The sequence below is a fragment of the Anaerocolumna sp. MB42-C2 genome (assembly GCF_030913705.1).
Lineage (GTDB): Bacteria > Bacillota > Clostridia > Lachnospirales > Lachnospiraceae > Anaerocolumna.
The window spans coordinates 4,599,763-4,621,868 of sequence record NZ_CP133190.1; the positions used below are offsets into that span (position 1 = coordinate 4,599,763).

Annotated in this window: 22 protein-coding genes and 1 pseudogene; 20 read left to right on the plus strand and 3 right to left on the minus strand. The window is 37.5% G+C overall.

The genetic code is table 11. The features are described 5' to 3' along the window. Positions 1-137: 137 nt before the first annotated feature. The 6 genes from RBU59_RS20505 to RBU59_RS20530 all read left to right on the plus strand — a co-directional run bounded on the left by RBU59_RS20505 (position 138) and on the right by RBU59_RS20530 (position 6,688). Positions 138-1,397 (plus strand): zinc-binding dehydrogenase, encoded by a 1,260-nt coding sequence (locus RBU59_RS20505; RefSeq protein ID WP_308144340.1) that lies wholly within the window; start codon positions 138-140, stop codon positions 1,395-1,397. 14 nt (positions 1,398-1,411) lie between these two features. Beyond that, positions 1,412-1,675: an HPr family phosphocarrier protein gene (locus tag RBU59_RS20510; protein ID WP_161836083.1), complete on the plus strand. Its 264-nt coding sequence runs from the start codon at positions 1,412-1,414 to the stop codon at positions 1,673-1,675. Positions 1,676-1,709: 34 nt separating this feature from the next. After that, positions 1,710-3,395 carry a phosphoenolpyruvate--protein phosphotransferase gene (gene ptsP / locus RBU59_RS20515; RefSeq protein ID WP_308144341.1) on the plus strand — a complete coding sequence of 562 codons (1,686 nt, stop codon included), beginning with the start codon at positions 1,710-1,712 and terminating at the stop codon, positions 3,393-3,395. A 459-nt stretch (positions 3,396-3,854) separates the two neighbouring features. Further along, positions 3,855-4,895 carry a lactonase family protein gene (locus tag RBU59_RS20520; RefSeq protein ID WP_308144342.1) on the plus strand — a complete coding sequence of 347 codons (1,041 nt, stop codon included), beginning with the start codon at positions 3,855-3,857 and terminating at the stop codon, positions 4,893-4,895. A 298-nt stretch (positions 4,896-5,193) separates the two neighbouring features. Then, on the plus strand, positions 5,194-5,769 hold the full coding sequence (locus tag RBU59_RS20525; RefSeq protein WP_308144343.1) for a nitroreductase family protein: 576 nt from the start codon (positions 5,194-5,196) through the stop codon (positions 5,767-5,769). A gap of 73 nt (positions 5,770-5,842) precedes the next feature. Continuing rightward, positions 5,843-6,688 carry a hypothetical protein gene (locus RBU59_RS20530; protein ID WP_308144344.1) on the plus strand — a complete coding sequence of 282 codons (846 nt, stop codon included), beginning with the start codon at positions 5,843-5,845 and terminating at the stop codon, positions 6,686-6,688. 41 nt (positions 6,689-6,729) lie between these two features. On the opposite strand, the gene RBU59_RS20535 is transcribed toward RBU59_RS20530, so the two are convergent. After that, a complete protein-coding gene (locus RBU59_RS20535) occupies positions 6,730-7,362 on the minus strand; it encodes a histidine phosphatase family protein (RefSeq protein WP_308144345.1) in 633 nt (210 codons plus the stop codon). Positions 7,363-7,534: 172 nt separating this feature from the next. Beyond that, positions 7,535-8,293, minus strand: coding sequence for a MurR/RpiR family transcriptional regulator (locus RBU59_RS20540; RefSeq protein ID WP_308144346.1), 759 nt, complete (start codon positions 8,291-8,293; stop codon positions 7,535-7,537). 345 nt (positions 8,294-8,638) lie between these two features. On the opposite strand from RBU59_RS20540, the gene RBU59_RS20545 reads away from it, so the two are divergent. The 12 genes and pseudogenes from RBU59_RS20545 to RBU59_RS20595 all read left to right on the plus strand — a co-directional run bounded on the left by RBU59_RS20545 (position 8,639) and on the right by RBU59_RS20595 (position 16,083). Then, positions 8,639-9,982, plus strand: coding sequence for a PTS sugar transporter subunit IIC (locus RBU59_RS20545; RefSeq protein ID WP_308144347.1), 1,344 nt, complete (start codon positions 8,639-8,641; stop codon positions 9,980-9,982). Continuing rightward, the gene (locus RBU59_RS20550; protein ID WP_308144348.1) at positions 9,982-10,926 is read left to right on the plus strand and encodes a GNAT family N-acetyltransferase; all 945 of its coding nucleotides are present in this window, start codon (positions 9,982-9,984) and stop codon (positions 10,924-10,926) included. The genes RBU59_RS20545 and RBU59_RS20550 overlap by 1 nt, the downstream gene beginning before the upstream one ends. Positions 10,927-10,944: 18 nt before the next feature. Continuing rightward, positions 10,945-11,619, plus strand: coding sequence for a PIG-L deacetylase family protein (locus RBU59_RS20555; protein WP_308144349.1), 675 nt, complete (start codon positions 10,945-10,947; stop codon positions 11,617-11,619). A gap of 257 nt (positions 11,620-11,876) precedes the next feature. Further along, the gene (locus tag RBU59_RS20560) at positions 11,877-12,179 is read left to right on the plus strand and encodes a PTS sugar transporter subunit IIB (RefSeq protein ID WP_308144350.1); all 303 of its coding nucleotides are present in this window, start codon (positions 11,877-11,879) and stop codon (positions 12,177-12,179) included. Beyond that, positions 12,180-12,521 carry a PTS lactose/cellobiose transporter subunit IIA gene (locus RBU59_RS20565; protein ID WP_330698374.1) on the plus strand — a complete coding sequence of 114 codons (342 nt, stop codon included), beginning with the start codon at positions 12,180-12,182 and terminating at the stop codon, positions 12,519-12,521. A gap of 5 nt (positions 12,522-12,526) precedes the next feature. Next, positions 12,527-13,432, plus strand: coding sequence for an N-acetylmuramic acid 6-phosphate etherase (gene murQ / locus RBU59_RS20570; RefSeq protein WP_308144351.1), 906 nt, complete (start codon positions 12,527-12,529; stop codon positions 13,430-13,432). Continuing rightward, entirely contained in the window at positions 13,429-14,496 is a 1,068-nt protein-coding gene (locus RBU59_RS20575) for a MupG family TIM beta-alpha barrel fold protein (protein ID WP_308144352.1), read from the plus strand. Before murQ ends, RBU59_RS20575 begins: the two co-directional genes overlap by 4 nt. 133 nt (positions 14,497-14,629) lie before the next feature. After that, the gene (locus RBU59_RS20580; protein WP_308144353.1) at positions 14,630-14,902 is read left to right on the plus strand and encodes an HPr family phosphocarrier protein; all 273 of its coding nucleotides are present in this window, start codon (positions 14,630-14,632) and stop codon (positions 14,900-14,902) included. A 78-nt stretch (positions 14,903-14,980) separates the two neighbouring features. Beyond that, positions 14,981-15,070, plus strand: coding sequence for a hypothetical protein (locus tag RBU59_RS28840; RefSeq protein WP_442871693.1), 90 nt, complete (start codon positions 14,981-14,983; stop codon positions 15,068-15,070). Beyond that, positions 15,054-15,241: pseudogene (locus tag RBU59_RS20585) on the plus strand (putative PEP-binding protein); the annotation flags it as partial. The gene RBU59_RS28840 and the pseudogene RBU59_RS20585, both read left to right, overlap by 17 nt. Before the next feature lie 29 nt (positions 15,242-15,270). Beyond that, complete coding sequence (locus RBU59_RS20590; RefSeq protein WP_308144354.1) at positions 15,271-15,414, plus strand: hypothetical protein; 144 nt, start codon at positions 15,271-15,273, stop codon at positions 15,412-15,414. A 21-nt stretch (positions 15,415-15,435) separates the two neighbouring features. Further along, positions 15,436-16,083 (plus strand): methyl-accepting chemotaxis protein, encoded by a 648-nt coding sequence (locus tag RBU59_RS20595; RefSeq protein WP_308144355.1) that lies wholly within the window; start codon positions 15,436-15,438, stop codon positions 16,081-16,083. A 149-nt stretch (positions 16,084-16,232) separates the two neighbouring features. Here RBU59_RS20595 and RBU59_RS20600 read toward each other — a convergent pair whose 3' ends face one another. Then, positions 16,233-16,535 carry a type II toxin-antitoxin system RelE/ParE family toxin gene (locus RBU59_RS20600; protein WP_308148616.1) on the minus strand — a complete coding sequence of 101 codons (303 nt, stop codon included), beginning with the start codon at positions 16,533-16,535 and terminating at the stop codon, positions 16,233-16,235. A gap of 360 nt (positions 16,536-16,895) precedes the next feature. Here RBU59_RS20600 and RBU59_RS20605 point away from each other — a divergent pair, with 360 nt between their 5' ends. Beyond that, complete coding sequence (locus tag RBU59_RS20605; RefSeq protein WP_308144356.1) at positions 16,896-19,067, plus strand: penicillin-binding transpeptidase domain-containing protein; 2,172 nt, start codon at positions 16,896-16,898, stop codon at positions 19,065-19,067. Beyond that, on the plus strand, positions 19,064-21,979 hold the full coding sequence (locus RBU59_RS20610) for a penicillin-binding transpeptidase domain-containing protein (RefSeq protein WP_308144357.1): 2,916 nt from the start codon (positions 19,064-19,066) through the stop codon (positions 21,977-21,979). The genes RBU59_RS20605 and RBU59_RS20610 overlap by 4 nt, the downstream gene beginning before the upstream one ends. Positions 21,980-22,106 lie beyond the last annotated feature (127 nt).

Here is a 22,106-nt window from a genome sequence, read left to right on the forward strand (position 1 = left end):
ATATATTCAATTATAAATGTAAGTTTAGCAATTGGATGAGTGTGAAAAAGGTAAAATTCTCACCCTTTGGTTTTTATACCCAAAATCAGAAAGGGAAAAGAATTTTATCTCCGCCCACAGCAGAAGGAGAGGTTAATATGAAATCAAAAGCAGTCAGAATGTATGGAATGGATGATTTAAGATTAGAAGAATTTGAATTACCGGAAATAAAAGAAGATGAAATATTAGTAAAAGTAATCAGTGACAGTATCTGTATGTCTACTTATAAATTAGTAAAACAGGGAAAGAAGCATAAAAGGGCACCTCAGAATATTGACACAAACCCTATTATCATCGGACATGAATTCGGCGGTGATATCGTAAAGGTGGGTGCAAAGTGGCAAAACCAGTTTAAACCAGGTCAGAAATTTGCTCTTCAGCCGGCACTGAATTATAAAGGCAGTCTGGCATCCCCCGGATATTCTTACGAATACTTCGGCGGCGCATGTACCTACTGCATCATACCTCAGGAAGTTATGGAACTTGGCTGTTTGTTAAATTATGACGGGGAAAGTTATTTTGAAGCTTCCTTAGGGGAACCGATGAGCTGTATTATCGGGGGTTATCATGCCAATTACCACACCAATAAGCAGAACTATAATCATGCCATGGGAACCAAAGCAGGCGGAAATATCTTAATTATGGGCGGTTGTGGTCCTATGGGACTTGGTGCCGTTAGTTATGGATTATATATTGATAATAAACCAAAGCGTATCGTGGTAACAGATATCAGTGATGATAGAATTAATAGAGCCAGAGAAGTTATCTCTGAAGAAACAGCCGCTGCAAAAGGAATTGAATTAATATATGCCAATACGGCAGCTATGAACAATCCGATAGAGGAACTTATGAAACTGACAGAGGATCATGGATACGATGATGTATTTGTCTACGTACCGATAAAAGAGGTTGCCGAAATGGGAGATGCTCTGTTGGCATTTGACGGTTGTATGAATTTCTTCGCTGGCCCGACCGATAATCAGTTTAAGGCAGAAATTAATTTATATAATACTCATTATACCAGTACCCATTTACTTGGAACAACCGGAGGAAATACGGATGATCTGTTGGAAGCGATTGATTTGGCGTCAAAAGGATTGATTGAACCGGCTGTTATGGTTACCCATGTAGGCGGTATAGACAGTATAGCGGAGGCAACAATGAATCTTCCTAAAATTCCGGGAGGCAAGAAATTGACTTATACTCAATTTAATATGCCGCTTACTGCTTTGGATGATTTTGAAGAGTTAGGAAAAATGGATCCACTATTTAAGAAGCTAGCCGATTCCTTAAAAGCACATAAGGGATTGTGGAATATTGAGGCTGAAAAGATTTTATTTGAACATTTTGGAGTATAGGAAGGAGTCTAAGTATGGTAAGTCAGAAAATTACGGTGACAAATAAATCGGGGATTCATGCCAGACCAGCAGGTGAGCTGGTACAGGTAGCTTCCAAATGTTCATCTGATGTTGTAATTCAGGTGGGAGAAAAAAGAGTCAATCCCAAAAGTATATTAATGTTAATGGCTGCCGCAATCCGCTGCGGTACGGAGATTACCGTAGAATGTAACGGTGAAACAGAGGAAGAGGATTTAAAGAAAATTCTGGACGCTATACACAGCGGACTGGGAGAGTAAGGAAATAAATGGTTTGGTGCCAGGGAGGGTGGACATGAAATTTTTAAAAGTTGATAAAACTGCTTCGAAAGGTATTGTTATAGGGAAAGTATATCTCGTTCAAAAAACAGAATTTAAGGTTAATACTGTTTCCGTTACGGAGGATGATGTAGAGAAAGAAATAGTCCGGTTTGAAGCCGCTGTTACCAAAGTGAAAGAAGACCTTATCCCATTAGCCGAAACCAACCCAATATTTGGTGCACATCTGGAAATGGTAAAAGATATTACCCTTTATGACAGCATTACAGTAAAAATAAAAGAAGATAAGTACAATGCAGAGTATGCGCTAGAAACAGTAACAGGAGAATTTATTCAGATGTTTGAGTCGCTGGAAGATGAATATATGAGGGAGCGGGCTGCCGATATGAAAGATATACGTGACCGGCTGCTAAGTTCTCTTCAGGGAATTACGTCAAACCCATTTGAAAAAATAAAAGAACCTGTTATATTAGTAGCCGAAGACTTATCCCCCTCTGATACGGCAAAACTTAACTTAAAATATGTTCTTGGGTTTATTACAAGGGACGGAGGGGTAACCAGCCATGTATCCATAATGGCAAAAGGACTTGGAATCCCGGCATTAGTAGGGGCCACAGATATATTAAAAGAAGTAAAAGAGGATGATACCGTTATCCTTAATGCAGGCAGCGGAGAGATTATTATAAATCCGGATTCCGATACCGTTAACAGATATCAGAATCTTAAATCGGAATATGATAAAAGACAAATGGAATTAACAAAACAAGGTCATCTCCCGGCAGTAACAAAAGATGGTAGAAAGGTAAGCCTGTGTGTCAATGCAGGTAATGTGCAGGATATTAAAAATGCCTTGCAGTACCATATAGACGGAGTAGGCTTATTCCGAAGTGAATTTCTCTATATGGAAAATACACATTTTCCTACCGAAGAAGAACAGTTTTCAGTATATAAAGAGGCAGCATTGCTTTGCAGTGAGGAACTGACCATAAGGACACTGGATATCGGCGGAGATAAAAGTTTATCTTATTACCGGTTCGAGAAAGAAGAGAATCCCTTTTTAGGCTGGCGGGCTATTCGTATCTCTCTGGAATTAAAGGATATGTTTAAAGATCAGTTAAGGGCAATTCTGCGGGCCAGCGCTTATGGTAATATTCGTATTATGTTCCCTATGATTATATCCCCGGAAGAATTGCGTATGGCAAAGGAGATACTAAAAGAATGCCAGGAGGAATTAAATAATCGAAATATACCCTGGAATAAGCAGATTGAAGTTGGAATGATGATTGAAACCCCGGCATCTGTAATATTAGCAGAGGATTTTGCAAAAGAAGTTGATTTCTTCAGCATCGGAACCAATGACTTAACCCAGTATATACTTGCAGTTGACAGAGGAAATAAAAAAATATCAAGGATGTATAATTCCTTTCATCCGTCTGTAATCCGAAGTATAGCTAGAATTATTAAGGCGGCTCACGATAATAATATTAAAGCAGGAATGTGCGGAGAATTTGCCGGTGATGAAAAAGCAGTTTTATTATTACTTGGATTAGGCCTGGATGAATTCAGTATGTCAGCAGGGGAAATACCTAATATCAAAAATCTTTTAAGGAATGCTTCCTATGAAGAGGCAGTTAATTTAGCTAATAATGTTTGTGAAAAAAACACTTTAAATGAGATATACGAAGTGTTAGGAATTAACTAAAAATAATATAGTAATTAATGTGATAAAAAGGTTGTTACAGATTTGATAAAAACTTGTAACAGCCTTTTATGCTGGTTTTGTCATATAATGTATTATTATGGAACGCTAATACAAATTAATTCTTTTGCTTGATACCTTATTAGTAAAATGCCATAAATATTTATATTTTCGTGTAGTAAAAGATTGCCAATATAGGATTTGAGAGTTAAAATATGTATTAGAGACTTATCCTGAATTTAATTATCAGAGATTATAAACTAGTGTGCCGACAAGCTGATACAGACATCAACTTATCAGTATACTAGATAATAAAAACAAAGAAAGCAGATAACTATAACATTATGATTATAGGGACAAGTTTTCGTTTACGGTTTTTATTTATAACCTGTTGCTAAAGGGGGCCAGAATATAAATAATCAGCGTGGATGTGTGTAGATCAGCTTTGAATGGAGGTTCAAGATGAAAGATAATAAAACAAGAGAATTATTAATCTCTGGATATGGCCCTGGAAATGGACAAGAGACATCAATTGCATTATATGAAATGACAAACCAACTGGAATTTAATAAGGTATTGTGGGAAGATACCGTAACCGCTCCGTCTTTTTTATGTACCTATCATGATATTTGTTTCGGTATCACCGAAGAATGGGGCAGCGGTGCTGTATTGTGTTACCAAAGGCAGGATGAGAAATACATATTGCGGGATGTGCTGAACTTAGAAGGCGGAGCTCTTTGCCATATTTCGTATCAGCCGGCAAATCAGGTTTTGTATGCGTCATTTTATGAAACCGGACATGTTGCAGCGGTCAAGGTAGACAATTATCATTTTACTAAAGTTTTGAATTTCTTCCAAATACAGCCTGATAATGCCGGAGAACTTACCAGAGCCCATTGTTCTGTATTAGAACCGGATGGTTCTCGGATATTTATTACTAATATAGCCTTAGACCGGATCTATATTTATGATTCAGTGGACGGGACGCTAAAGCCAAATACAAGCTGTCAGTATGTGCAATTGGATAAGGGGATAGGTCCAAGGCATATGAAATTTCATCCATTACTTAATTATCTTTATCTTATTACGGAATATTCCAATGAAATATATACATTTTTATATGAAAAGGATAATGGGAATCCTAGATTTACTATGCTTCAGAAGATCAGTACACTTCCTTTCGGGTTTACCGGTGAAAGTTCCGGTTCCGGTCTTGATATCTCGAAAGACGGCAGATTTTTGTATGCTGCTAACCGCGGAGCAGATACCATTGCCGTATATGATATAAATACAGACGGTACTTTAAATAAAATCCAGGATGCCGATTGCTGCGGTAAATGCCCAAGACATATTGCTCTGACGAAAGATGATACCGGACTTATCATCGCCAACCAGGAATCCAATGAAGTTGTAATTCTTGGGGTGGATGAATATAACGGAATGCTGTCGGATATAATGGCCAGAAAATCCTTTTATGCACCGGCTTATATAGAAGAATTGTAATACATAAATAGGATTCGAGTGTCAAAAGGTTCCTCAACCTGCATTTTATGAATATCGGTGTATATATATTCGATTTTGCATCGACCGGCCGAGGACACTGCGTATATTTTGTCAAGACTCTGGCCAAAAATCAAGCCTGACGGCTTGATTTCCCCGACGGTAGAGGCTTGTAAAAAATATAGTGTTTGAGGGAAAGGCAGCTAAATTGAATATATATACGCTGGTATTCATTCATAATACAAAATTAACCTTTTGACACCCTAATCCTATAATACATAAAATTAAGGAGACTAAAATTATGTTCAAAGATATAGTAAAACGAAGCCGCTCTTACCGACGGTTTTATGGTGATAAAGAGATAACGATGGAACAGTTAAGAGAACTCGCCGACCTAGGCAGGTTATCTCCCAGCGGTGCTAACCGTCAACCATTAAAATATATATTAATTAATTCCAGAGAAATGAATGAAAAAGTATATGAAAACCTGGGATGGGCCGGTTATTTAAAGGACTTTAATGGTCCGGAAGTTATGGAACGTCCTACCGGTTATATTATCATGCTCCGTGATAATTCTATTAATAAAGCTTTGACCATGGATGAGGGGATTGCGGCCCAGAGTATTTTCCTTGGTGCGGCCGAGATGGGGCTTGGAGGCTGTTACATCGGCAGTTTTAAAAGGGAGCAGTTAAAAGCATTATTGAATTTAAATGATGATTTTGAAATTGTCCTGGTAATTGCCTTAGGATATCCGAAAGAAGAAGTAGTGATGGAAGCGATTAATGATAACGGAGATATTAAGTACTGGAGAGATGAAAACCAGGTACATCATGTACCGAAACGTACTTTGGAACAGGTAATCGTAAAAGAAATCTGATAATACTAAAAAAATCAGATGACTTATACTAAGAAAAAGCAGTGTCATATTTATTAATCGAGGGGGTATAAGTATGGCAATTATGAAAAGCAGAGTTATTTATTTTAAAATGTTTCTATTATTATTCCTTGTGGCATTTCCTGTAACGGTTAATGCAGATATGGGTCCGAAACCACAGATAACGGTGATCGTAAAGAATCCGCCGGAGGGCGAATATTATCTGGATTTACTGGTGAAAGGAGAATGTTCCTACGAGAATCTTAGAATGGATGAGGCAAGCTGTGACCGGAATAAGCTTGCCCTTTTAGAATCCTATAATACGGATGGGTGGCATCCCGGATTAACTAAGGGCACCAGAATACCTATGCACGGTAAATTAACCGGAGTTAAGGAATCGGATGTCATGATCCATACCTTTAGCTATGTGGGGGTACCGGATGATTTTAAAATCATAATAATTACACCAAAGAATCAATATCTGGTATCCCAGGAAATACACAGAGATAGGTTTCATTATACGGTTTATTATGATTATAATACCGGAGAGATCACTACTGAGAAAATTGCATTTTCCTATATCAGAGAATTTTTGTTAACCTGTTTACCGACACTTTTGATTGAAGGGATTGTTCTCTTATTATTTGGTTTCAGTCTTAGGAAGAACTTAAAACCTTTCCTGATTATTAATGTATTAACGCAGATATTTCTCACAACATCAGTAGGATGGATGATACAAAAAGAGGGGCATTTATCTGGTTACTTTATTCTTATACCCATTGAAATAATCATCTTTTTAGTTGAAATGCTGGCTTTTTCACTTCTCTTAAAAGAATATAGCAAGGCCAGACGGGTCATTTATGCATTTACTGCGAATCTACTTAGTTTCCTTGCAGGAATCTTCCTGTTATTGTGGGCCTAAGATACATTATCCAAACAGTGTCTACGAATGATAGATTTGAGTTAAGCAGGATAATATTCTTCAGGTAAGTGGCTGGTATCGTTTAATTTAACCAGAATCGGTACCTGACTTTTACCGATAGAAATCTTAGTAACAGAAGTATTACCCAGGAAGAAGCGGTGATACATAGTCATCTTCCAGTCAAAGATTCCGATTAATGCCGCTTTTAAAATACCGCCGTGAGCAACAATTACTGTCTTTTTACCTGCATGTTTATCCGCCAGTTCTAAGATAGCATCTTTTGCTCTGTTACTGGCATTACGTAAAGTTAAGTCACCGCCGATCAGATGGGCATGTTCTTCATCCGTTCTCCATGCCTGGTATTCTACAGGGTATAGCTCTCTGATTTGTTTGATGGTAAGCCCCTCCCAGGCTCCAAAATTAATTTCTCTTAAATCCTGTATTATTACCGGTTTTAATTCCTTATGATTTTCACAAAGAATTTCTGCTGTTTGTACAGCTCTGCTCAAAGGGCTGGTATAGATGCAATCAAAATTATTACCTAATACCTCCTTTAAAAGGTGCGCCTGCTGTACTCCCTCTTTCGATAAGTTTATATCGGTGCAGCCCTGAAATCTTCCTTCTTTATTCCAATCTGTCTCACCATGTCTGACTAAATATATTTCTGTTGACATTCTATCATCCTTCCGTAACACATTTGCATGTGATAATCTTCCTTATTCTTTTATTTTTTCAGATTGCGCCCATGTTTTATGAGGTTCAAAACCTGAAGATAAAGCTTTTAGATATCTTTCTAATAGTCCGAGGCTCTTTCTCTAGTGTATATAGTTTATTAGAACCAAAGAGTCAAAGTATTTTCGATAATTTACTAATAATCAGGTCGATAGTAATAAATAAAATAGCCTGTGAATCAAGAAATAACTGATTTTTGTCCAAATTAAGAGAAGGAATGGCAATAAAGCAATCATATTTATTGAAATATCTAGCCTTATTATTCTGTGTAATAATTGCACAGGGAGTATGGCGGTCAAAAGAAGTTTTTGCGGCCGCTGTAATATAATCGGTGGTGCCAGATACTGATATAAAAATATGAAAATCAGAAGTAGTTGAAAAAGAAGCTTTTTCACTAAAGATACCACCATATATTATTGCTTCGGAATCAATTCCCAGAGCAGCAAGACGATAGCTAAAATAAGTGGCAGAAAGACCGCTTTCATGCAGACCGAAGATTCGTATGCGGGAAGCGTTGGAAATATAATTACCAAGGGAAATAAGGCTGTCTTCGCTTATACAGTCTGGAAGTTTTTTTATACAATTTGTATAATTCTCAATGATATCCATATTAGATTTAACAACAGATGGATCTTTAAAACTGCCGGACAGGAGATGTTTGGAAACTTCGTATTTAAATTCTGAATATCCATTGTAACCAAGCTTTTGGCAAAAACGCAGCAGAGCAGATTTGGACACACCTGCTTTAGCGGCAACATTAACTATAGGGTAGGAAGATACATAATCCAGATTATTGAGGACATATTTTTTTATTTTCTCATCCGATTTTGTAAATTCGGATTCGTGCAGATTAATTAATTCTATTGGGTTCATATAATTTCTCCATATTATAACATAATAATGATAACTGTAAAAATTATAACATATCATCAAAAACGATGCATCATTTTTTGTATTGAAAAATACTTTCTTTCCATTTCACATGATATTTTATCACATTCAGTTACAATCGATTTGTTTCCCAGTATGAGTCAACAGGTGCTTTGATTCCTTATACTATGAGGTTATTCTTCTCCATTTATGCAGTTTATGTATGTATGAAAAGCAAAGTGGTAAAATTCCCAAAAAAATTGAGAAAAGTATTGAAAAGATATAAAAAGTATTATATAATATGAAAACAAAGTAAAGATAAAATTAAGAAAGGGTAAGGTATTTATTATGGGAACACAAGCAAAAAAAACAGTATTGGATAAAAGTACAGATTTTATTGAACAAAAGATTGCACCGCCCCTGTTAAGATTATCACAGGTACGGTATCTTGAGGGGTTACAGAGGACTTTTATTACCTTGATGCCGTATATGGTATTAGGAGCGACGGCAACTCTTATTTTAAATTTAAGCGGATTGTTCGCTGAGGGAACCGGATTAAACATGCCCGGTGTCGCAGCAGCTATTGACAGCGTGATTAATCCATGCAGACCATGGCTGACTCAGATTGTTTTTGTGACAATCAATCTGTTGGCAATGATTGCTGCTATCTTGAATGGTTACTTCCTTGGAGAATATTATAACAAGAAGGATTCCAATGTTACTGCAGTAGCATCGGCGGTTGTGGCTATGATAGCATTTCTTAGCTTTATTGATTTTTCAAAGCTCAGTGAAAATTTTGACTGGCCGGCGTATATATTGGGATCGCCTAGTTTATTCGGAGGATTATTGATTAGTATTTTTGCTGTAGAAATTTACAGATTCCTTATTGGAAGAAAGATTACCATTAAGATGCCGGAAGCAGTACCGCCAATGATAGCATCGGCATTTACCAGTATGATTCCGGTTTGTGCCGTTATTGTATTTTGTACTTTGATTGGACAGGGGTTGGGAAGTTTTGATTTCCTTAGTATGTTAAATAAGGGTACGGCATATCTGGTAGTAGGTGGAAGCGGACCGGTTGCACAGGGAATTGGTTTTGTTTTGGATAGAATTCTCTGGTTTGTGGGATTACATGGGTCCAATATTGTTTCTTCCGTTATGCAGCCAATCTGGACCACTATGATAACCGATAATATTAATGCATTTGCAGCCCATAAGGAAATACCGTTTATGTTTACGGAACAATGGATTAATTTTTATGTTAGATGTTCTGTATTCCCGATAGCACTTCTTTGTACTATGAGTAAGGTAAAACGTTTTAAAGTATTGGGAAAATTATCTCTTCCGGGAACTATTTTCAATATTGCGGAACCGGTTATGTATGGATTACCGGTTGTGCTAAATCCGCTTATGTTTGTGCCATGGGTACTTGGATTCGCAGTTCTTTACGTTTTTAATGCTATCCTTGGAGTATTGGGAATCACTCCGGCCGTTATTGCCATGACCGTATGGACTATGCCCGTTCCGCTGGCATCCTTTATCGGCACAGGGTTTAATATTATAGCACCCATCATTACTTTAATAAATATTGTAATCATCTTTTTCATGTTTCTGCCATTTTTCAAAGTAATGGAAAAACAGGTTTTAAAAGAAGAAGAACAATATGAAGCTGAACAAGGTAGGAATAAATAATGGAAAAATATTTAATAGAACCATACAAACAGGATTATATGGAACAGATTGTTGTCGGCTGGAATGAGACCTTAATTTTTGATCCAATCAGCGAAGAAAGATTTTTACAGCAGATTTTAATGGATGAAAATTTTGATCCTAATCTGGCACTTGTTTTATTGGTAGAAGATAAGGTGGCAGGATTTTGTTTGGGAATTAAAAGAAAATATCCATATTTGACACGAGGCCTTGAGGAAAACAGAGGTTTTATCAGTATTATGTTTGTCCGAGCAGAGTATCAGGGAAAAGGATATGGAAAAGCACTGTTAAATGAAGTGGAAAAACGTCTTGAGAAAGAACAGGTAAGAGAAATTACCCTATGCGCTTACAGTCCAAATTATTTTACTCCCGGGGTGGATTTGAACTATGAAAAAGCATTGCCTTTTTTTGAACAAAATGGTTATATAAGAGGACTTGATGCCGTAAGTATGCAAAGAAATCTATTTACCTATAGTATTCCAGGGGAAACTCAGGATAAGGCAGAGCAGTTGAAAAAGGAAGGAATCAGTTTCAAAACATATTCGTTTTCATATATGGAAAAACTGCTGGCCTTTGTTGACAAAGAATTTGATGCCGGCTGGGTAAGAAATATTTTACAGGCGATTCGTAATGGAGAAGCCGAAAATACTATTTTAATCGCGACGGACAAGGAAGATCAGGTAATTGGATATTGTATGCGGAAAATTGATGGTAATGATGCGAGATTTGGCCCTATTGGAGTAAAAGAGTCCATTCGCTCAAAAGGAATCGGAGGAATTTTATTTGATTTACAGATGAGAGAAATGCAGAAAAGAGGAATTTATTACGCCTATTTTTTATGGACTCACGGTGATGCAATCAGGTTCTATACACACCATGGAATGAGTGTATATAGAACATATCAACTCTATCGGAAAAATATATAAGTTAGGAGAAAGATTGGAATGACAAAATACAATAGAATCGTATCCATTGGTGCCCATCCCTTAGATGCGGAACTTATGGGGGGGCCAATGATGATAAAATATGCCGAGAAGGGAGCTGTCTGTACTTTTGTACATGTTACTAAGGGACGCCTTACCGATCTAACGGCAACCAAGGAAGAGAAAAAAGCATATGAGGATGCGTTAAGCGATGAGATTAAAGGTGCGGCTGCCCATATGGGATGTGACAGTTTTAGTATGAATTATATATCAGCGGAATTGCCGTCAGTGGAAGAATTTACGAAAATAATCCTTGAATATTTAAAAAGAGAAAAAGTGGATTGCGTAATAACTCACGCGCGTGGAACCTTGCATCCCAGGCATTATTATACTTATGAGGCAGTAACACAGGCGGTAAGAATGCTTCATGGGGAAGGAAATCCAATACAGCTATTTTACGGAGAAAATTGCGAAGATTTGATTGGATTTACTCCAACTGTATATACAAGTATGAGTGTTCAGCAGATAGAAACATGGTTTGAGGGATTGCAGAGCTATAATATTTTTAAAGGTAAAGTTAATGATGTTCCATATTATAATTATTATCATTCTATGGGAACAATAAGAGCAATCGAAGCAGGAAGCCATGGTTTTGTAAAGGCGTATATGCACGGAGCATTAGTAGATAATGAGTAGATAGAAAAAGAAACGTAGGGTTATTTGTGACGCCGTAAAGCGACGTCATGTCTGAAAGGTTGAAAGAAAATAATAAAACGGAAAGGATGCCACGATACAATTCTTTCAACCTGCGAAATTTTAGTTTCGCATTTTATTCTGTGGCAGTATCGCAAGTAAACTTGCGATACGCAATGGGTATAAGTTTGAAAGTTCCTTTCAAATTACTTATTAAAGCAGTAACGCAGACAGATCTGCGTTATGCAGGAGGTAGAAATATGAAAAATATTGTTTTAATCTGTGTGGCAGGAATGTCGACAAGTCTGCTGGTATCCCATATGAGGGTTGCAGCCAAAGCAGATAATTACGAATGTGTAATAAATGCATATCCCATAGCGAATGCACCTGCGGTAATTCCTGAGGCAGACATTATTTTATTAGGTCCGCAGGTCAAATATATGTCTAATAAGCTGAAAACGGAATATCCGGACAAAATAATAGAAGCAATTGACATGCGGGTCTATGGAATGATCGACGGTAAAGGTGCTTTGGCACAGGCAAGACGGATTATGGGGGATTAGATGATGGAGGATTTTGAAACTATTTTATTTCAGATTATTTCTTATGTAGGAAGCGCCAGAAGCAGTTATATAGAAGCAATTGAACAGGCCAGGTTTGGAGATTTTGACAAAGCAGATGAATTAGTAAAATGTGGGAAAGAACAATTTAATGAGGGACATCACGCACATATGGGGTTGATACAGAAATCAGCCGCCGGGGAGTTACAGGCAGAAAACTGTCAAATGCTTCTGATGCATGCGGAAGATCAATTGATGAGCGCGGAAGCATTTGGAATTTTAGCAGAGGAATTTATGGAGTTATATAAAATTCTGAAAGAAAAAAGTATAATCGGAAAGGCATAAATATAGTGTTAAATTTAGACTCGTATACAACAGAAAAAAGAAACAGGAATACAATGAACCTGGATAGCATGAATTCTATGGAAATCGCTATGACTGCAAATAAAGAAGATGAAAATGTAGTAAAAGCTGTCCGAGCAGTTATACCGCAGATTGCGGATGCCATCGATATGGCTGCGGAAACCCTTTGCAGGCAGGGACGGCTTTTTTATATTGGTGCCGGAACATCAGGGCGCCTGGGAGTATTGGACGCCAGTGAATGCCCGCCAACTTTTGGTGTGTCAGAAGAATTGGTGACCGGTATTATAGCAGGAGGAAGAGAAGCACTTTTCCATGCGGTAGAAGGAGCAGAGGACAGTACGATACTTGCTAAAGAGGATCTGAAAAAACAGGAATTAACAGCAGAAGATATGGTCATTGGATTATCCGCAAGCGGCAGAACCCCTTATGTATTATATGGATTAAAATATGCATCAAGCATAGGATGTAAAACAGCTGCCATAGCATGTAATAAGGATTCGATCATTGGAAAAGAGGCAGATATAGCCATAGAGCCTGTTACCGGCCCGGAGATCCTAACCGGTTCTACAAGATTAAAAGCAGGAACCGCACAAAAAATGATTCTGAATATGATTTCTACTGGGAGCATGGTTAAAATCGGAAAAGTATATGAAAATCTGATGATCGATTTACAAAATACCAATGAGAAATTAGCTGTCAGGACAGAAAATATTGTGATGAGTGCAACATCCTCCGACAGAGAAACTGCCAGGCAGTTACTAAAGGAAGCAGGCGGAAGTGCAAAATTGGCAATAACCATGTTTATATTAAATAAGTCTGCTAAGGAAGCAAAAGCTATATTGAAATCCGCAAATGGGAGTATTCGTAAGTCAATGAGGGGGACGTTAATGTGAAGATAGGAATTTCCATTTATTTAGGAACAGATTTGGATAAGAATATTGAGATTTTAAAAAAAGCAAAAGCAGCAGGAATTACCTATGCATTTACGTCTTTACAAATTCCGGAAGAAAGTGTGGTGGATTACGAAAAAGAAACTAAAAAACTTCTGGAAAAGTGTATAGAATATGGAATACGGCTGGTTGCAGATGCTAGTCCGGAAACGGTAAAAAAACTGTCTTGTAATACAATAGAAGAATTAGCAAACTGGGGAATTACCTCAATGCGGCTGGATTACGGATATTCTCCGAAAGAAATAGTAAAGTTGTCAAAGAGCTTTAAAATTGTATTGAATGCCTCTACCATTACTGCAGAAGATATACAGGACTGGAAAAACGCCAAAGCCGATTTGTCAAAATTCATTGCCTGCCATAATTATTATCCCAAGGAATATACGGGGCTTTCCATCCAAAGAGTACGTGAGATAAATGAATATTTAAAAATGGAAGGCTTTCAAACAATGGCATTTGTACCGGGAAATAAAACAATGAGAGGGCCATTGTTTGCAGGATTACCCACAGTGGAGGAACATCGTTTCCGTAAGGATGATATTGTCTTAAATATGCTGGAACTGTATTTTGATGCAAAATGTGACATGGTTATGGTAGGGGATGTTGATGTATCAGAGAAAGCATGGGAGAATATAGAAATGTTAAATCAGAATATGATTGAGATGAAAGTGGTCTTAGATAAAAAATATCATTTTATTTCCAGTGTGATTCATCATGACCGTATTGACTCCAGTTGTTTCATTTTTCGTTCTGTTCAATCTCGTATGTCAAAAAATAGAATTCAACCGGAAAATTGTATCGAACGTAAAAAAGGAAGTATCTGTATCTCCAATAATAAGTATTTAAGATATGAGGGGGAAGTGGAAATAGCAAGGCAGGATTTACCACAGGATGAAAGAGTAAATGTAATTGGTCATGTGGATTCGGCATATTTAAAGTATCTTCCCTATATTAAACATGGAATGGGAATTAAATTAAATAATGAATTAATGAAAGGAGTGCTGCTTTAGAGCTATAAATTAGCTGTTTAGCGTAACTCCCCTTCGGTAGTTAAGCTAATGTACAAATAATATTATATCTTTAAGTAACATCTGTCAGTTAAAATAAGATAAATTGATAATCAAAAAGTTAGGAGATATTAACATGGAAAAAGTGACAGTGACCGTAACAAATCAGATTGGATTACATGCAAGACCGGCTAGTCTTTTAACCAAACTTGTGAAAGGCTATGAATGCGATATTGAGTTTTATAAAAATGGAGATCAGAATAAAAAACATCAACCCAAAAGTATTTTGTCCGTAATGGCTTTAGGGGCGGTTAAAGGGGATCAACTAACTTTTGAAGCAAACGGCAAAGATGAGAAAGAGGCAATAAAAGCGGTTGAAGAATTCGTAAAAAGTGGATGCGGAGAATAGGAGGCAGTTCATGAGTACCATAAAGGGGACACCTGTTTCACCAGGAATTGCTATTCTATATTCTCGGCACATATGGAAATGTTAAATGATATAGAATTTATCGGCAGTGTAAAGAGCGTCCTTGAAAGGCTGGAATGTAATGCGGAATGGGCAGCTATTAGCCTTTGACGGTTTCAGGACAGAATTTTTATATATGAACAGGACGGATGCCCCAAGTGAAGAGGAACAATTTAGTGCATATAAAGAAATTGCCTTGGAATGCAGGGCAATCCGGTTGTTATTCGTACTTTGGATATCGGTGGGGATAAGGAAGTAGATTATCTTAAGATTCCCAAAGATGGGTAGGATTTGGGCTTGATGAGCTTAGCATGTCGCCGGTATCAATACTAAGGATAAGAGGACAGATACAGGGATTATTAAAAGCAGACTGTGAGAAGCTGGCAGTTAGAATATTAAGATTAAATACCGCAAGGGATATTGAAGAAGCCCTTAAAAATATAAATGAACCTTAAGAATAATCGGAGGATGTCTTGATGGATCAGATTAGTTTAGAAAAAAATGAAACAGTGAAGTTAATGGAACGGTTTTATTCAGGCATTGAAGAGGTTGACACCAATTTCCAGAAAGTGGTCGAATCTTTTGTGGAAGCCTCGTCAAAAGCAGAAGAGGGAATACAGGTAATCAATAAAGGAATTAACCAGATGACTACAATCCGTGAGAATTTCGGTTCTGTTATACAGGCGATAACCAGGTTGAATATAAGATCCAAAGAAATAATGAATATCGTTGAGATGATTACAAAGATTTCGAAACAAACTAATTTATTGGCATTGAATGCAGCTATAGAAGCAGCCAGAGCAGGAGAACAGGGAAGAGGTTTCACCGTGGTGGCGAGTGAAGTCAGAAAACTGGCGGAGCAATCCGCGGGTGCCGCAAAAGATATCGGAGCTCTCATAAATTCAATACAAGAGGAAATCAGTTACTCGGAAACAGTGATTCAGACGGTAAACCAGGAGGTAAAAGCGGGGGAATCTGTAATTATAGATGCCGGAGATACTTTTAATGACATATATAATAATATAGAGGATGTTTCGAATCAGGTTATGAATGTATCTGCGTCCATGGAGGAAGTATTTTCTGCAGCCAAATCCACTATTAATCAGGTCGTTAGTAATGAATAATATGGTCTGTGAATCAAGAAATACTAATGAAGCAAAGGTTATATTGAAATCCATTACTGCAGAGAATTGTATACGGGGCAATTTTAAAACCAGAAGATATAAGAGATAAGGGAATTGTAAGATAAATAGTAGAATAAAATTATAATAGACTAACCAGGGGATAGCAAATGCTCCCAGTTACGTTTTTTATATAGAACACGGAGAATATAAGAATGGTTTACTATATCTGATACCTGATAGAAAAGAACATAGTTTTCTATCGGGCACCACCTTATCTTTTGGAATTCATATTTCGGTTTGGAAATCATATTATTCGGTTCCGGAAATTCTTCCAGGGTTTTTACTTTGGATCTAATCTTAGAAAGCAGACGGTTTGCTAATTCCGGCTCACACAATTCAAATGCGATGTGGTCGAAAATGTCAAGCAAGTCGTGCTGCGCAGCATCTGTAATACGACATTACAACTTGACATTTTTGTATCTTGCCTCCAGTTCATCAAAGAATTTATCCGCGTTTTTATATTTCTTTTGTTTTACGTCTTCTAAACTTTGGTCTAATAGAGTGTTTAGTTCAAAACGTCCTACCAGCTTTTCGTAGGTTTCTACATCTAATACTACGAGATCACCTTTCCCGTTCTCTGCTATATAAACGGGCTCGGAATAAGTGTGGCAGTAAATGTGATGTAATCAAAATGCTTGACTTTTAAATCTTACAGGTGTAAGATAATAAAAATCATAATTACTTTTACATAATATTTTTTTGAATTAAAATCTTACAAACGTAGGATTTACTGTATTCCTGGAGGAAAGTTTATGAAAAGAAAGAAGAAAAATAAAAGAATAAAAAAATATATATTATATTTTAGTTGCAGTCTGGTATTGGCTATTACAGCCGGAGGTCTGTTTTTAATTTTCCTGCTTTTGCACAATTCAACAGATCCTAAAATAGATAAGCTTCTAACAGGACAGAAAAATGAAAACCAACTGTCTCCTGATGTGTTTCTTATGCAATACATGTCTTTTATCGAAAGTAAAGACTATGAAAAAATGTATTCCATGTTAGATGAGCAAAGTAAAACCAATATTTCTCAGGAAAACTTCATCGATAGAAATAAAAAGATTTATGAGGGGATAGAAGCAAAAAATGTTACTGCAAAAGTAACAGGTTCGAAAAAAAGCGAGAATAATGAAACAATTATAACTTATCATATGAGTTTAGACAGTATTGCCGGTAAAATACAATTTGAAAACCAAGTTGTTTTCACAAAAGAGAAAACATCCGGTTATACTCTTTCCTGGGATGACAGTTTTATTTTTCCCGCACTTACCTCTAACGATAAGGTTAGGGTATCATTGCATCCGGCAAAACGCGGAGATATTTTAGACCGGAATAATAAAGTATTAGCCGGACCGGGAACGGCTTCCTTAGTTGGACTGGTTCCGGGTAAGATGAACCAGGAGCCTGGCAAGGATATCGGTAAAATAGCCTCTTTACTGGGCATTACGAAAAAAAGTATTAATAAAAGTCTAAGTGCAAAATGGGTAAAGGAAAACTCTCTGGTTCCTATAAAGACTATTAAGAAATTAGATGAGGCCGAATTACTGACAAATAATCCAGGTAAAGAAACGTTAGAAAACAAAGCACTTCAGGAAAAATTATTAGACATACCCGGAGTTATGATAACAGATACACAGGTCCGAACCTATCCTCTTTCTAACGCAGCGGCCCATTTAACCGGTTATGTACAGAAAGTGACGGCAGAGGATCTGGAAAAACATAAGGGAGAAGGTTATAACAGCAACAGTCTGATTGGCAGAAGCGGTATGGAAAGCCTTTATGAGAAAGAATTAAAAGGACAGGACGGATACGAAATTGATATTCTTGATTCTGAGGGACAAGTTAAGGAAATTCTGGCAGACCAACCGAAAAAAGATGGTTTGGATATTACCCTTACCATCGATAGTAATATACAGAAAAACCTGTATGAGAAGTTTAAGGAGGACAAAAGCTGTTCGGCAGCATTAAATCCTCTTACGGGAGAGGTGTTGGCGCTGGTCAGTACACCGGCCTTTGACAGTAATGACTTTATTATGGGAATGTCGGAAAAGCAATGGAACCAGCTAAACAAAAATAAGAAAAAGCCATTATACAACCGGTTTCGGCAGACCTGGTGCCCTGGTTCTACCTTTAAACCTTTAATTGGAGCCATCGGATTATCCACCGGTGCAATTGACGCAAATGAAGATTATGGCAGCGTGGGACGCAGCTGGCAGAAAGATAAAAGCTGGGGAGGTTATTGTGTAACCACTCTTCATACCTATAAACCAGTTATTCTGGAAAATGCCTTGATCCATTCCGACAATATTTACTTTGCGAAAGCTGCCTTAAGGATCGGAGCCGATAATCTGGAAAAAGGGCTGGATCAGTTGGGTTTTAATCAGAAACTGCCATTTGAGATAACCATGTCACAGTCCGGTTATTCCAACAGTCAACATATCGAAACAGAAATTCAGCTTGCAGACAGCGGTTACGGGCAAGGTCAGATTTTAATCAATCCGCTCCATTTGGCTGTCTTATATTCGGCTTTCTTGAATGAGGGAAATGTAATAAAACCTTACCTTTTATATAAAGAGGATCCAAAACCTGAAATATGGCTGAAGCAGGTATTTTCACCGGAAGTGGCAGAACAGATCAGAGATGCTATGGAAAAGGTAGTTAATTCGCCGGAGGGAACCGGGTATGCCGCCCATAGGAAAGATGTGAAGTTAGCCGGGAAAACAGGAACCGCAGAGATTAAAACCTCCAAGGAAGATACCAGTGGTACGGAGCTTGGGTGGTTTGGCATATTTACCGAAGATTCCGGAGCTAAGAACCCAATCCTGCTTATGAGTATGGTGGAAGATGTTAAAAATCATGGAGGAAGCTCTTATGTGGTTAAAAAGGATACGGCAGTACTTGAGGAATATTTTTCGGATCAGGAATGAAGAGATACAAAGAATCCTGCGGCTTAAAGTCTGCAGGTTGTAAGAAAGGTATGGTTATTCAAGTGAAGTGTAATATCGGAATAAGATTAGGTCTGGTGACTGGAGTTATGGCGGTTATGTTTCTGATATTAATCGGCAGATTATATCAGCTGCAAATATTAAATGGAACAAACGATACACAAAGTCCTGTACTGAAAACAGAGAAAGAAATTATAGTAAAAAGCGCCAGAGGAAATATATTTGACCGTAACGGAAAACCGCTGGCATACAACAAGCTGGCATATACCTTAACTTTAAAAGATACGGGAGATTACAAAACGAACCGGATCCGTCAGCTTACTCTAAACAGCGTAGCGTATAAACTTATAAATATACTGAAAATAAATAAAGAAACACTGAATAATGATTTAATAATTAATCTTAACGAAACTGGAAATTATGAATTTACCGAGGGGGGTATGAGATTAAACCGATTCAAGGCAGATATCTTCGGAAAAGTGAAGGCAGAAGATATGACCGAGGCAGAAAAGGCGGCAACTCCAGAGGATATGATAAAATACCTGGAAAGCGAAAGTAAATTTTGTCTGTATGGAGAGAGGACATCAAACTATTCCATGGAGGAATTACAAAAATATGGTTTAAAAGCTCATTACAGTAAAGAAGAAACATTGGGTATCCTGGGACTTAGGTATATGCTGTCTCTTAATACGTTTCAAAAGTATATGCCAATTACTGTTTCGAAAGATGTCTCTGAAAAAACAATGATTTATGTAAAGGAAAACAGCAGTGAACTGGTGGGTGCCGATATTGACCAGGAGTGGCTGCGTATCTATGACGGAGGGGAAGCGTTTGCCCATGTATTGGGGTATACCGGGAAGATTTCATCAGAGGAACTGGAACGTTTAAAAGAGAAAGATTCTGATTATATGGCAGAATCCGTGGTAGGTAAAACCGGGATTGAGCAATACATGGAAGAAACTCTTAAGGGGCATAACGGAATTTCTAAAGGTTATATTAATAATTCGGGTAAGTTTACCGAAGTGGCAGAGGACAGCAAAAAACCGGTTCCGGGACAAGATGTTTATTTAAGTATTGATAAGGAACTGCAGATAGCTGTTTATAATATCCTGGAACAGCATATTGCAGGAATCCTATATAGTAATATCATTAATGCCAAGGAATTTGATAAAAAGAGCGTTAAAGATGCTTCGGATATAAAAATACCGGTTTATGATGTATATTTTGCTTTGGTGAATAATGAAATTATAGATTTAAGGCACCTTAATTCTAAAACAGCCACAGGTTTCGAGAAAAATATATATAAAAAACTTCTGAAAGAAAAAGAAACGATATTGAGTCATATTACAGGGGAACTTACGGAAGGGACACAACGACTTAAAGACTTATCACCGGAAATGCAGGAATATGAAAGATTTATCACAAGTAAACTGGATATAATAAATAATACTGCTGTTGATAAAGAAGATTCCGCTTATATATCCTGGACCGAGAAAAACGACATAACTATTAAAGAATTCTTTGCCCATGCCCTAAAGTCCGGATGGATCGACACAGAGAAACTATCTTCAAACGGCAAGTACTTTACAATGGAAGAAACATATCAGGTTCTGGCGGAAGAGATTAAGAAAGAGTTAGAACAGAATACTGAATTTGATAAGATCATTTTTAAGTATTTATTGCTAAGAGATGTTATACCGGGTCAGGATATTTGCCGGCTTTTATATGAACAAGGTGTACTGTCCAAAAAGGATACTGACTACGAAACCTTAATAAATCATAACATCAGTGCATATGAATTCATACGTAAGAAAATTGATAGTCTTGAAATAACGCCCAGTCAGCTTGCGCTGGATCCTTATTCCGGTTCGGCAGTTATAGTAGAAGCAGGTACTGGAAAAGTTTTAGCGTGTGTTACTTATCCGGGGTATGATAATAATCGAATGGCTAATCAGATGGATTCAGGGTATTACAATAAGCTATATAAGGACTTATCCATGCCGTTTTATAACCGGGCGACACAGCAGCTTACGGCGCCAGGATCTACGTTTAAGCCAATCACTGTCATCGCGGGTCTGAATGAGCAGGTGATAACCCCATATACATCTATCTTTTGCGACGGAATCTTTGATAAAGTAACACCACCCTTAAGGTGTTGGAAGCATTTTGGACATGGGGAGATTATTAATCCAGCAGCAGCAATAGAGAACTCCTGTAATGATTATCTGTGTGATATATCTTATCGATTAGGAATGAAAGAAAGAACTAATTTTTCCGATCCGAGGGCGCTGTACTATCTTAAGGAATATGCAAGTTTATTCGGACTGGATCAAAAGTCGGGTATTGAAATATCAGAAAGTACCCCTCATATTTCAGACAGTTATGCAATTCCTTCTGCAATCGGACAGGGTACCCATAACTTTACTACGGTGCAGCTGGCAAGATACGTGAATACTTTAGCGGAAAAAGGTATCAGTTATAAACTATCATTAATAGATGGTATAAAAAATTCAAATTCGGAAGAGATAGTAAAAAAAGCGAGTGAAATACAAAAGCGTATCAAGCTTTCTGGCGATATCTGGAATGTAGTGAGTCAGGGAATGAAACAGTTTGCTGACAGTAACGAGGTTTTAAAGGATTTAAAGATGGATATCGCCGGAAAAACAGGAACTGCACAGGAATCAAATGTCCGGCCGGATCACGCATTATTTGTGTGTTATGCGCCGGCAGATAACCCAGAGATTACGGTTGCCGTCAGAATTGCCAACGGTTATGCCTCGGGGAATGCGGTGGGAGTTGGAAAAGATATTATAAATTATTATTTCGGTCTGGAAAAAGAAGAGGATATTGTAATCGGTAAGGCTTCTCCAGCTTATAATGTGAGAACGGATTAATGAAATGAGATAGAGGGGGCTGCGTTCCTACGCTGCAATTCTCCGGTTTTTTGTCCCAATGCATTCACAAAAAACACGTTGTGTTGTTGCCTGTGAACAGTACTATCGGTACCCATTATAAAAAGTC